Annotated in this window: 11 protein-coding genes; 2 read left to right on the top strand and 9 right to left on the bottom strand. The window is 55.3% G+C overall.

Features of this window, described 5'->3' with window-relative positions:
• Positions 1–89 precede the first annotated feature (89 nt).
• The 9 genes from C8C94_RS10905 to C8C94_RS10865 form a co-directional block, all read right to left on the bottom strand.
• Positions 90–1,292, bottom strand: coding sequence for an ammonium transporter (locus C8C94_RS10905; protein ID WP_121420721.1), 1,203 nt, complete (start codon positions 1,290–1,292; stop codon positions 90–92).
• Between the two features lie 363 nt (positions 1,293–1,655).
• Positions 1,656–2,765 (bottom strand): bifunctional diaminohydroxyphosphoribosylaminopyrimidine deaminase/5-amino-6-(5-phosphoribosylamino)uracil reductase RibD, encoded by a 1,110-nt coding sequence (ribD, locus tag C8C94_RS10900; protein ID WP_121420720.1) that lies wholly within the window; start codon positions 2,763–2,765, stop codon positions 1,656–1,658.
• Between the two features lie 25 nt (positions 2,766–2,790).
• On the bottom strand, positions 2,791–3,219 hold the full coding sequence (locus tag C8C94_RS10895; RefSeq protein WP_055393206.1) for a type IV pilin protein: 429 nt from the start codon (positions 3,217–3,219) through the stop codon (positions 2,791–2,793).
• 29 nt (positions 3,220–3,248) lie between these two features.
• Positions 3,249–6,575: a pilus assembly protein gene (locus tag C8C94_RS10890; protein ID WP_147433250.1), complete on the bottom strand. Its 3,327-nt coding sequence runs from the start codon at positions 6,573–6,575 to the stop codon at positions 3,249–3,251.
• Between the two features lie 13 nt (positions 6,576–6,588).
• The gene (locus C8C94_RS10885) at positions 6,589–7,335 is read right to left on the bottom strand and encodes a pilus assembly protein (RefSeq protein WP_121422803.1); all 747 of its coding nucleotides are present in this window, start codon (positions 7,333–7,335) and stop codon (positions 6,589–6,591) included.
• An 18-nt stretch (positions 7,336–7,353) separates the two neighbouring features.
• Positions 7,354–8,244 (bottom strand): PilW family protein, encoded by an 891-nt coding sequence (locus C8C94_RS10880; RefSeq protein WP_121420718.1) that lies wholly within the window; start codon positions 8,242–8,244, stop codon positions 7,354–7,356.
• 3 nt (positions 8,245–8,247) lie between these two features.
• Positions 8,248–8,856 (bottom strand): type IV pilus modification protein PilV, encoded by a 609-nt coding sequence (gene pilV / locus C8C94_RS10875; RefSeq protein WP_121420717.1) that lies wholly within the window; start codon positions 8,854–8,856, stop codon positions 8,248–8,250.
• Positions 8,847–9,410 (bottom strand): GspH/FimT family pseudopilin, encoded by a 564-nt coding sequence (locus C8C94_RS10870; protein ID WP_233573448.1) that lies wholly within the window; start codon positions 9,408–9,410, stop codon positions 8,847–8,849. Before C8C94_RS10870 ends, pilV begins: the two co-directional genes overlap by 10 nt.
• A gap of 88 nt (positions 9,411–9,498) precedes the next feature.
• Entirely contained in the window at positions 9,499–9,903 is a 405-nt protein-coding gene (locus tag C8C94_RS10865) for a hypothetical protein (protein ID WP_147433249.1), read from the bottom strand.
• A gap of 92 nt (positions 9,904–9,995) precedes the next feature.
• Here C8C94_RS10865 and rpsO point away from each other — a divergent pair, with 92 nt between their 5' ends.
• Together rpsO and pnp are read left to right on the top strand one after the other, a co-directional pair.
• On the top strand, positions 9,996–10,262 hold the full coding sequence (gene rpsO / locus C8C94_RS10860; protein ID WP_005793232.1) for a 30S ribosomal protein S15: 267 nt from the start codon (positions 9,996–9,998) through the stop codon (positions 10,260–10,262).
• A gap of 207 nt (positions 10,263–10,469) precedes the next feature.
• A complete protein-coding gene (gene pnp, locus C8C94_RS10855; RefSeq protein ID WP_121420714.1) occupies positions 10,470–12,713 on the top strand; it encodes a polyribonucleotide nucleotidyltransferase in 2,244 nt (747 codons plus the stop codon).
• Positions 12,714–12,785 lie beyond the last annotated feature (72 nt).

Raw genomic sequence — 12,785 nt, 5'->3', positions numbered from 1 at the left:
TGGCGGTGGCCGCGCTTGTCAGACGCGGCGCCAACTCCGCCACAGTGGCTGCCCAGGCTGGCAGCTGCCTCCTCAGCGTCTTACCGGGTTTACCAGCTCACTTCGCGGTCTGGCGTGGCGCTGATCTTGTGGATCGACAGGTCAGCCCCGTCAAATTCCTCTTCCTGCGTGAGCCGCAGGCCCACCGTGCTCTTGAGAATGCCATACACCACCAGGCCACCCACCAGCGCCCAGGCCACGCCCAGGGTGCTGCCGATCAACTGGGCCGAGAAGCTCACACCACCGAGCCCACCCAGCGCCTTGCTGCCGAAAATGCCTGCTGCCAGCCCGCCCCATGTGCCGCACAGGCCATGCAACGGCCACACGCCGAGCACGTCATCGATCTTCCAGCGGTTCTGGGTGAGCGTGAACATCACCACAAAGATTGCTCCTGCCACGGCACCCACCACCAGCGCTCCCAGCGGGTGCATCAGGTCCGACCCCGCGCACACAGCCACCAGCCCGGCCAGCGGGCCGTTGTGCACGAAGCCCGGGTCGTTCTTGCCCAGCACCAACGCCGCCAACGTGCCGCCCACCATGGCCATCAGCGAGTTCACCGCTACCAGGCCGGAGAGCTTGTCCACGGTCTGTGCGCTCATCACATTGAAGCCGAACCATCCCACCACCAGCACCCAGGCGCCCAGCGCCAAAAACGGGATGTTGGAAGGCGGATGTGCAGAGATGGCCCCGTCCTTGCGGTAGCGGTTGGCGCGCGAGCCCAGCAGGATCACGGCCGGCAGGGCGATCCACCCGCCCATGGCATGCACGACGATGGAGCCCGCAAAGTCGTGGAACTCTTCGCCCGTTAGTCCCTTGATCCAGGCCTGCACCCCAAAGTGCTGGTTCCAGGCAATGCCTTCAAAGAACGGATACACAAACCCCACAATGACCGCCGTGGCCATCAGCTGGGGCCAGAACTTGGCCCGCTCCGCGATCCCGCCCGACACAATCGCCGGAATGGCAGCCGCAAAAGTGAGCAAGAAGAAGAACTTGACCAATGCGTAGCCGTTCTGCTGCGCCAGCGATTCAGCGCCCACGAAGAAATGCGTGCCATAGGCCACGCTGTATCCCACCACAAAATACACCACGGTGGACACCGAAAAGTCCACCAGGATCTTGACCAGCGCATTCACCTGGTTCTTTTTGCGAACCGTGCCCAGTTCCAGAAAGGCAAACCCTGCATGCATGGCCAGCACCATGATGGCCCCCAGAAGAATGAACAGGGCATCATTGCCCTGTTTGAGTGCTTCCATAACGTCCTCGCGCGATTGGTTGATCTGTTCTGGTGCGTTTCGAGCCTAGCTACCAGATTTGCACCAAGTTGAAGCAAAAATCGCGCCAAAGGATGGTGCGTTGTTTTGCACTGTTTTGGTGTGATGTGGAGGGGTAGGGGGCAATGGGATTTGCCGGGACAGGTGGGTGAGCTGGGTGACGGTAGCTATCTGGCATATCTTCGTGCTGCGCAGATGAGGGCCTATGGCGCAGAGCATTGTCTTGCAGGCATTCCCACTGGGCTACGCCGTGAGAGTCCACCTGCTGCTGTTCAGCCTCGCCTCACCCGTTTGTCTTTCACCATCCGCACTGCGAAGCCCGTGCCTGCGGGCAGGGTGGAGGTGTTAGAACCTGTCGCGTCCCTGCACCCGTGCCACAACGCGCAAGTCCGCGCCCAAGGTCTCTACGGACTTGAATTCCAGCGCCAGCCCATCGGCCAAGGCCGTCAACGGGCCAAAGTCTGCAATTCCCCGTCCCGCACCCAAAAGCCGTGGTGCCAGGTACAGCAACAGCTCATCGACCAGGCCTTCTCGGACCAGAGAGCCATTGAGCTTGTGCCCAGCCTCTACATGCAGCTCGTTGATGCCCCGTTGGCCCAGGTCCTGGAGCATTGCCGAAAGATCGACCTTGCCGTTCGCGTTGGGCAGGTGGATCACCGTAGCACCACAGGCTTGCAAAGCTGTCTTCTTGGTTTCGTTGTCAGAGGCTGTGTAGACATAACAATCGCGCCCTTTCATCAGCAGATTGGCGTCGGTCGGCAACTGCAACTGGCTGTCCACCACCACCACATGGGGCTGGCGTGGCGTGGGAACTTCGCGGACGTCTAGCCGGGGGTTGTCATCCAGCACTGTGCCAATGCCCGTCAATACAGCGCACGCCCTGGCCCTCCACGCGTGTCCATCCGCCCGCGCAGCGCGGGACGTGATCCACTGGCTGGCGCCATTGTTCAGGGCCGTAGTGCCATCCAGCGAGCTTGCTACTTTCAGCCGCACCCAGGGTGTACCCCGGATCATGCGGCTGAAAAAACCAATGTTGAGTTCTCGGGATTCTTCAGCCCCAGGGCCGACCACGACCTCCACCCCTGCCGCACGCAGCCGGTCAAACCCGCGCCCGCCCACCAAAGGGTTTGGGTCCGCCAACGAGGCCACCACTTTGGCAACACCAGCTTGAATGAGTGCATCGCAGCAGGGGCCAGTTCGCCCATGGTGGGAACAGGGCTCCAGCGTGACATAGGCTGTGGCGCCTGCCGTACCGAACCCCTTGCCGCTGGCGTCGCGCAAGGCCACCACTTCAGCGTGCGGCCCACCCGCACGCTGCGTGAACCCTTGGCCTATCACTTCGCCGCTTGGAGAGACAAGCACGCAGCCAACACGCGGGTTGGGGTTGGAAACAAAAAGCGCCTGGGTGGCGAGCCCAAGCGCTTGGTGGATGTGAGGGGGCGCTTTGTGAATCATGGCGCCCAAGATGGTAGCTTAGTGGCTATTTGTTCCAGCAGGTGGCATCAAAGCCAGCATCACTTTGGATTTTCCCGTTGGCACCTCGTATCCCTGTGTGGGTCAATGTGTAGTTGCCGCATTTGTCACCTACCTGGGGCGTGCCTGCCCGAGGCGTCGCCGTTAACGTGAATGATGAGGTCGTAGCAGGGCCCCCAATGGCTATGGTGTATCGCTTGGTGGCATCCCCAGCCCAAGTCAGCGTGCTTGGCAGCGCGGTTGGGTAACTACCGGTGGCAGTGGAGGCTCGCTCCAACCACTGCTGCGCCTGCAGCAACCCAGCACGGGCGTCTGCACGGTGCCCACGCCGGATGTACTCGCTGTACGAAGGAATTGCAATTGCGGTGAGGATGCCGATGATGGCCACCACAATCATCACCTCGATCAGCGTGAAGCCTTGGTGCTTTTTGTGCATATGGTTTTGCTCCCTGGTTGAAGCACCGATTATTGCAGCTGGCGCCAGCTGGGGCGTGCAGGTTGTTCGGGCATGGGTGCAAGCGTGTCGGGCTTCTTGTCTCCACCGGAAATCGTAATGCCTTTCTTGCTGGAAACGACGCTGACCGCTCCGGGTGGCAGTGTCATCCGTGACACGCCGTCATCTGTCGTGTTGTAAAAGCCATCCCCATTGCGGTCCATAACTTGCACGCCTGGCTTCTTGCCATCCATGATATTGAGCAAGGTAAGGTAGGCTTTCTCCGGCGTGCCTGCTGGTTCACAGGTTTCGTCAGTAGAACCGTTGCCACCGTACGCTGGAGTAACTGAATACACCATCAGGTTGTTGCTTCCATCGAAGAAACTCATCGGACGCAGCACACGCTCACTGGTTACCTGGAAATTGAAGTACCAGCCTTTCTTCACTGGGCCTTTGGTAGCATCGTAGTTGACATTATTCTGCGTCATCTGCCAGAAGCGCCGAGCAGAGCTCACTCCTTGACCCGCAATACCCGTGGTATTCACCATGTCTTGTTTGACCAGATCGCTGGTTCCACTGACGGCAGTAGGAATCACACCATCGTCGGATATATCTGTATTGATGACAAGCTTGCCAGAATCGATTTTGTAGTGTGTGTTGTCAAGAATGGAATAAACAGATTGCACATCCGTACTGCTCCGATCATTATCAGTGAGATTAGCGCCGGTGCCAAAGGCCACCATCATGCCGCCCGCACCACGGTCATTCGCCTTGATGGTGGGAGGTGCGGTGATGGGCTGCCGCTTTCCTGAGTACTCTGCGGTAAACAAAGGCTTGCAAATAGAAGTTTTCCAGGCACAAGGTGTGGCATCGGTGCTTCCCCACGACGCGACTGACCAGACGCTGGCATTAGTGCTGGTCAGGTCGAACTTCCAGAGATTGCCTTTCAGATCACCAGCGTAAACGATATCTACTTTACCATCGCTGTTGATATCCACCGGTTTGGGTGCCGAAAGGCCGTTGGCAATGACATTCGTGTCGAGAGCAGCATCAATTGGAGAGCTGATTTTTTGGTTGCCTGTGGCAACAATTTTCACCAATTCCTTGAGGCCATCCAAATATTGAATCAGTAAAACAGGGCGCTCATTTTTGCTGTTATAACCATTGCCCATAATTACAGCCCACCGATTGTCGTTCATCATTGCGACTTGGCTGGCTTTGAATGGATTATTGTCATCAACAACAGGTGGATGAAAAATATGTCCAATGTCCTCGTCATCGCTATTTGCCGCCAACGGTGCGCTGGGATGCAGGGTTTTGTCCATAAATACCAAGTCTTTGGCATTCACGGTAGAAAACGTCGTTGCAGGCGTGCCTGACTTCCCGCCGGGCTGGGTGACATCGAGCACGAAATAGCCTTTGCCGCCCGCTCCCAGGGTACCGACCAGCATGGTTCGCCAATCGGAAGGCGAAGCGTTGTCTGCAAGGTTGACATCACCAGTAAATGGAGATCCGTCAACATAATAACGATGGACATAGCTAGGATCGCTTAGCTTGGCGAGTTCTGGAACAACGGCTTTGGGAATATACGCAATTTTTTCTTCCCCATCCACGGCTGAAAAACCATGTAGCATGCCATCGTTACCACCTACATAAATCATGGGCAGGCGGTTTTTATGCGTAGAGACAAAGGATTTATAGCCTTTGAAAGAATAGTTGCTAGCGGGTTGATCCACATACCAGATTCCTGAGTTTCCAATATCCCCGTGTCTTGAGTCGCGCACGCGGAACGGCTTGCTGACGGTTCCTTCCTCATAGGTCCGTTCACCCCGTATGAAGTTGGTACGCTTCTCCCCAAGGCTGCCCCCGTCAAGGAGCGCCTTTTGAGTTGCACTCAATTTCGTCGTACCAGCTTCCCATTCGAAAGAAACGCCTTTGTTCGTATCATCGTTTGTAGTTAAGATGACTCTCGTCGAAATGTCCCTGGCGTCCAGTTTATTTGCTGTCGTTTTGTGGGTAGAGCCACTTACGACACCCCAGCCCGGATCGGGAATTATGCCGCCAGTCGTTAGAAATTTATCAGCTCTTACATATCCTGACCATTTCTTTGGGTCATAGCCAGATGTAAATGCTTGGAGATCATTGCGTATAATTGTCGTAGAGCTGCTTCCCATACTGGCAACATCTGCTGTATTTTCTAAGTTGATATTTTCAAGAATCTTTTTGAAGGCTTCTTTTAAATCATATTTACGACCGGGGCCCGTAGGATAAAACTTTCCGCGACTATTAATTGCGATGTGCCAAAGTTCGGCAGGATTGTTGGCATTCAGATTTTGGAGTACTGTGGGCACCCAGGTCGTTGTGCCTGCGACGAGCTTTGAGTAATCTCCGCCCGCACCGTAGTTGTCATCATCTGCCATCGACCATTTGGGTGCGTTTGGCCACGAATAAGCACCGGTGCCATATCCGATGGTATAGTTTACAATGTGCTGCCATTTAGCAGGGTTGTGCTTCGGATTCCAGTACCGTTGTAATGTGGTTGAACCAAAAGTTTCTGTAGAGGGAACTCCATCAGTTGTACTGGGCTTGATCAAGTCGTCAATGCCTGTCTGCAAATCTTCTCGCCACATTTTCATGGCCCAATCTGCTAACAAATCACCTTGTGCACCCCGATAGACGTTGGTTTGATCAGATGCTGTATCGTAAATCTGTCCGTCTGGGAGTGTGTAATTCACATTGTCTGCCTCTCCAGGCAGTTCGCTGGCGGCATAGCCATTCCAGCCGCCATCGGTCATGAAAATGTGGTAGGAGCGGCGGCAACCCAAGTAGGGTTCTTCCTTTGTCCCAGGTGTATAGGCCCAAGGACTATTCAAGCTCTTACCCACTTTCATATAGTTGTAGGCTTGTTTCATCATCCGGTGAGATGGGGTTCCGCTATTTGGTGAAAGGCTGCCTGCGAAGCTCAAAAAATTGGTCCGATGGGTGTCGTCAAGAACTTTCATGGAGTTGACAGCACCTGCAGTCAGATTGCCTGCCCCAGTGGATCCACCATTGTTGTGCATCACCTGCCATGCCAAGCGAATCTTCCCATCGGGCAGCAGCAGTTTGTCATTAAATACTGTTGCGAGAGCTTCTTTCAAGCGGAACATCTTGGTCTTGGTATCCCCGCCTCCTACTTGTTCGCTCATACTCCCGGAATCATCTACAGACAGAATGACATTCGGTGTCGGGGGTATGGATACCAAACCCGGGGGAAGTGTTGAAAAATCCAGGGGGTCAGCTAGCGTTACTTGAGGGGTGCAGACTGCAGCAATCAGAGCGCCGATGGCCGTTTTTTTGAATAATGGCGATTTTTTCATAAAAATTCTCCTGTCAGTTTTTCATTTTCTGACGAACAAAAGTTGACTGCAGTACAACCTGCGTACTCGGCTTAAGCCCTCGAGCTACGGCAGTGATGCGATATGCGACGCTTGGAAGGAGGTTTAGTGCAAGGCTGTTGGAGCCATTGGTGATAAGGCCAGTATTCCCTGCATTGTTATCGTAGGGAAGAATTTCAATCCAGTACCAGCCGCCTTTGGTGGCATCATCTCCTGGCTGATTTAATTTCAGGATTGGGTTGCTTTTGCTACCTGCCTCGGCGCCAGTAAATTGGCCATAGCGCGCACCAACACCATCCACCATTAGTGCAGTCAATGTGGTCTTGTCATTCCAGAAATCCTGGTTGCCTGTGCGTTTCAGGCATATTCCCTTGATGCATTTTGTAGTTGCACCATCCAGTTCGCTCAAAATGTTCCCAATTTCCTTGTCTTCAGTGGGTATCCATACTTTATTTACTACCGCGTCAGGAACTCTGCATACCTCGGGTTTACCTGCGGCCGGGACGCAGGCGGTCCCATCTGGTCGCTCACCACGGATGTCGAATTCTGCATCCTGGACGAGCGCTTGCGCTGCTTCAAAAGCTCTCTGGTAGTCGGCGTCGTTGCCAACAATCATTTCATTGAACAGAGAGGTTCTGGAACCCCACATTGCCAATAAAGCTGAGAGCATGACAATAACTATTACTACGAATAGAGAAATGCCACGTTGTAATTGAGGGTTTTTTTTTGACATGCTTTGCATGATGGTCATTGTCCGTAATCAGCCCGTCAGCCCTTGGCTTCGCAACTGGTATGTGGTGCGAAAGGTCATGTGAAGGCGATTTTTTCGATTGGCCGGAAGTGTGCCGGTACTGCTCATATTGACGGCAGTGCCATCACAGCCAGTGTAGGAGCTGCCGGCGGGCATATCGATGGGTTCATCGCCATAAAGTACGATGCATACATCTGCTCCATAAACAGTATTCCAGGCAGTTCCAATCGTGGTTGCATTGACAGTTTGAATTTTCGGAGCGCCTGTAGTGCTATCCGTTTGCCGAAGGTAGTTGACTTGGAAGTCTGCGATATTGCGGGCCAGCGCTTGTGATCCAATGCCTGTTCCGGCACAGCGAAATTCCTCACCTTGTAGAATGAACTGGCTCTGGAGGATGTTCTGTTCAAGAGGGGCTACCGGTAAATTCGGTGCGTTGGAGAGGCAGTCGCGGAAAAAAGAAACGTTGGATGCGGAGGTGAAACTCGGTTCAGCATAATTCTGATAAGCGACAGAGAGTTTGTATTCAGACGCTGTTGGTGAGTCTTTTCCAGAGATTGGCGGTGTAGATGCTGTCAGCGAGTGAAGTGATATATCTGGAGTGAAGGCAACAACATCTGCTGCGTCAATGGGATCAGCAGGGCCCTTATTGGCAGCCAGATCCAGGCGCATCGACCCTGCTTGCCGCAGTTGCTGTCCAATAATGCGGAAGATATAAGAGGCTTGTTGTTGAATTTGGCTGGCATCACTCACAGTGCCAGATACCCCGCGCGAAATCATTAGTGCACTGGCAGCAACGGCAATCGTCATAAGGCCAATGGTAATTCCAACCAATAACTCCACGAGTGTGGCGCCATGTTGAGTGGATAGATTTTCAGATCTTGGGAGATAGTTTTTTTTCATTGTTCAGACTCCAGGGCAAAAAGTCTGCGGCAAGGTCGGGCCTCCCATTGTGTAGGGCGCGCAACGGGCTGTCAGTTGAACGTATTGAAGATGGCAGATGCTGTTTGCGGGGCAGGAAACACTGCCTGTTTCTGTGTTTGTAATTTTGAAAACAGCGCCTGTTCCCGTATCTTTCTCGTTTTCTCGCCAGCTAACCATAACCCCCAATTGTCGATTGTTGTTTGCAACGGTTTCATCTGGAACAATAAAGACATTGACATCCGAATTGGGAAGTGCGCTGGTAACAGCCTGACGCCAGCGTGAGACGTCATAGAGAGCTAGTTGTTGAGAGTTGCAGGGTGCCGTTTTGCAATCAACGGGTGCTGTAGGTGTTGCGCCCCAATTCATTAAATAGCTGTTGATATTTCCTAGGGCATTGGGGTTCACCTTGGTGTGCTCGCTCAGGTCTTCAATCAGTCGAATGGCTTGCGCACGCCGTACCCCTGTCTGTGTGTCCGCGAGTGTGCGAAGTTGTACCCCCAAAATTCCCAAAATGCCTAGCGCTGTAACGACAATAGCAACAAGCGATTCAATCAGGCTAACACCGCGTTGTCGATTATTTTTCACGGACATGTGGTTGCTCCTTTCGTTGCTTTAATGCGGCCACCTGAAGAAATGCACAGAGCTGTTGCATGCCTCGACGCTACGCCCAGCGGCTGGGGTGTGACGCTGAAACTGGCAGCCCCAAGTCCGTTGATCTGTCCCCAGCGATCCACTTTGTAAAATGCACCATTGAAAAGGTGGTTAACGTTGACATTGGGCAAGTTGGGAAACGTCTGCAGGACTGTATCTGTTCCATTCAGAATCCCATCATTATTTGCATCCGTAAAAACAATCCATCCACATTCCCATTGTTGGACGGTCCCGGTGGCGCAATTCTTTCTCACAGAGACAAGCCCTCCCCGCTTGATTGCTTCTGAGCGGGCTAAATAAATACTGTTTGTTATCTCTTCGGTCGCAGCCCTGACCCTGAAGCCGTCCATCAAGTCTCTAAAGCTTGGTCCAGCCAAAGCTGCCAGAACGGCCACAATGGCTACAACAATCATCAATTCGATCGCCGTGAATCCACGACTTGGCCTAGAGCGTGTCTGCATTTGCGGTGGAAGAGATGGGGGTAGTACTTGCATATCGTGATCCTACGAAGATGAGGTGCGTGGTAGTCAGGTCAGGTGACAGGTGGCGCCTACACGCCGACGAGAGGCGGGCTTCAGCCTGTCACTTGCGTGTGTATCCCCTGCAGGCCCCGGCGTTGTGTAAGCCTCGGCACTCCCGGAACATACGACGGTCGCGTTCAGCCGCCGTCTCTTCAGAGGCGCTGCGTTGGTAGGTGACCTTGCTCACGCTTTTTTTCTTGGGAGAGGTTTTGGCTGCATGGGTTTTGTTGTCTGTGGAGCCTTTGGCCTGCGCGACGCCGACACCTGTGAGTAGTGTTAGCGCGATACTTGCAGCCAGCAAGGCAGGCAGACTCTGATGCAGGGTGTGAGGAGTGGTGCGGTGGGGAGTGCGCTGAGATTGCATCATGCGGTTTTCGATCGAAAATGAATGTGTGTAGTGTTTCCGGATCGGGTTGTGCTTGGCAAGGTGAAAATGCGGCTGGGTTATACTCGACTGGTTTTGCATGGTGCAAGACGCACGCCTGCAGCCGTTCCAGCCGCTGGCGCAAGTAAAAACCACGGCCCAGCTTCCTTCGCGGGCCTTATCAAGGAAAAACAATGATCGCATCCTCCATCAAGGCCGAAGTCGTCAAGGCGAACGCCCGTGCTGCCAATGACACTGGTAGCCCAGAAGTGCAGGTGGCCCTGCTGACCGCCCGCATCAACGAACTGACCCCCCACTTCAAGACACACGCCAAGGACCACCACGGTCGCCGTGGCCTGCTGCGCATGGTGAGCCGTCGTCGCAAGCTGCTGGACTACCTGAAGGCCAAGGACGCTGACCGTTACACCGCGCTGATCGCCAAGCTGGGTCTGCGCAAGTAATTGCAATCGCATGCGAAAACGCCTGGGTTAGTCCGCTAGCTCAGGCGTTTTTTACTTCGGAGTCGCAAAACAGAGCGAAGCTGTGTCATTCCAATGAAGTTGCCGCCATGGGTTGGTGTGCAGGTTCCCTGGAATGGCATCGTGTTCTGAATTGCTCTCCAAGCCAATCTGGTAGAGCGCTACCAGCTATTAAAAAAGGAGCTGAACATGAGCATTTTCAACAAAGTCACCAAGACCTTCCAATGGGGTGACAAGACCGTCATCATGGAAACGGGTGAGATCGCCCGCCAAGCCTCCGGCGCTGTGCTGGTGAACATTGATGACACCGTGGTGCTGGCCACCGTGGTGGCATCCAAGGGTGCCAAGCCAGGACAGGACTTCTTCCCCCTGACGGTGGACTACATCGAGAAGACCTATGCTGCAGGCAAGATCCCTGGCAGCTTCTTCAAGCGCGAAGCCAAGCCCAGCGAGCACGAAACCCTTACCAGCCGCCTGATCGACCGTCCGATCCGCCCGCTGTTCCCCGAAGGTTTCTTCAACGAAGTGCATGTGGTGATCCACACGGTGTCGCTGAACCCAGAGGTGGACGCTGACATCGCAGCCCTGATCGCTACCAGTGCAGCCCTGGCCATCTCCGGCATCCCGTTCAATGGCCCCATTGGCGCCGCACGCGTGGGCTACATCAACGGCGAATACGTGCTCAACCCTGGTCAGACTGCCCGCAAAAACTCGCAGATGGATCTGGTGGTGGCGGGTACCGAGGCCGCCGTGCTGATGGTGGAATCCGAAGCACAGCAACTGTCCGAAGAAATCATGCTCGGTGCCGTGGTGTTTGGCCACGAGCAAGGCAATGTGGCCATCAACGCCATCCACGAACTGGTGCGCGATGCTGGCAAGCCCGTATGGCAGTGGGAAGCCCCTGCCAAGGACGAAACCCTGATCGCCAAAGTGGTGGCCCTGGCTGACGACAAGCTGCGCGCTGCCTACCAGATCCGCAACAAGCAAGCCCGCACGCAGGCTTGCCGCGAAGCTTATGCGGCCGTGATGGCAGCCTTGAAGGCTGAGGGTGTCGAGTTCGACGCTGTCAAGGTTGAAGGCATGCTGTTCGATATCGAAGCTGGCATCGTGCGCAGCCAGATCCTAGCCGGCGAGCCCCGGATCGATGGCCGCGACACGCGCACCGTGCGCCCTATCGAAATCCGTGGCAGCGTACTGCCCCGCGCCCATGGCTCGTCGCTCTTCACGCGTGGCGAAACCCAGGCGCTGGTGGTGACCACGCTGGGGACCGAGCGCGACGCTCAGCGCATCGATGCGCTGGCTGGCGAGTATGAAGACCGCTTCATGATGCACTACAACATGCCTCCCTTTGCCACCGGTGAAGTGGGTCGCATGGGTTCGACCAAGCGCCGCGAAATCGGCCATGGTCGTCTGGCCAAGCGCGCTCTGATTGCCGTGTTGCCGACGAAGGAAGAATTCCCCTACACCATGCGCGTGGTGTCCGAAATCACCGAATCCAACGGCTCGTCGTCGATGGCATCGGTCTGCGGTGGCTGCCTGTCGCTGATGGATGCGGGCGTTCCGATGAAGGCGCATGTGGCGGGTATCGCCATGGGCCTGATCAAGGATGCCAACCGTTTTGCCGTGTTGACCGACATTCTGGGTGATGAAGATCATCTGGGTGACATGGACTTCAAGGTGGCGGGTACCACGGCTGGTATTACCGCGCTGCAGATGGACATCAAGATCCAGGGCATCACCAAGGAGATCATGCAGGTCGCCCTGGCCCAGGCCAAGGAAGCGCGCATGCACATCCTGGGCAAGATGCAAGAGGCCATGGGTGAAGCCAAGACTGAGGTGTCGAACTTTGCGCCCAAGCTCTACACGATGAAGATCAACCCCGAGAAGATCCGTGACGTGATCGGCAAGGGCGGTGCGGTGATCCGTGCGCTGACCGAAGAAACCGGCTGCCAGATCAACATCGAGGAAGACGGCACCATCACCATCGCCGCCACTGATGCGGCCAAGGCCGACGAGGCCAAGAAGCGCATCGAGCAGATCACGGCGGAAGTCGAAATTGGCAAGATCTACGAAGGCCCTGTGACCAAGATCCTGGACTTCGGCGCACTGATCAATCTGCTGCCCGGCAAGGATGGTCTGCTGCACATCAGTCAGATTGCCCACGAGCGCGTTGAGCGCGTGGGTGACTACCTGACCGAAGGCCAGATCGTGAAGGTCAAGGTCATGGAAACCGACGAGAAGGGCCGCGTCAAGCTGTCGATGAAGGTGCTGGCCGATCGTCCTGCCGGCGGCAGCGACCGCCCTGCTCCAGCAGAGCGCGGCGACCGCGAACCACGCCGTGACCATGGTCGTGACGGGGGCCGTCAGCCCGCGGATCAGCAGCAGCAACAATCCTTGCCCTCGGACAGCGGTTCCGGGCAGATCGTTGGCTGATTGGGTTGTTTGCTATTGATTTTGTAGCTGCTTGCGCTTGTGAATAAAGCGCCGGCGGCCAAAATCACTCAA

Origin of the sequence: Acidovorax sp. 94, assembly GCF_003634645.1 — a bacterium.
In the GTDB taxonomy this organism is placed as follows: Bacteria; Pseudomonadota; Gammaproteobacteria; order Burkholderiales; family Burkholderiaceae_C; genus Acidovorax; species Acidovorax facilis.
This window is presented reverse-complemented; position numbering and strand designations above follow the sequence as displayed.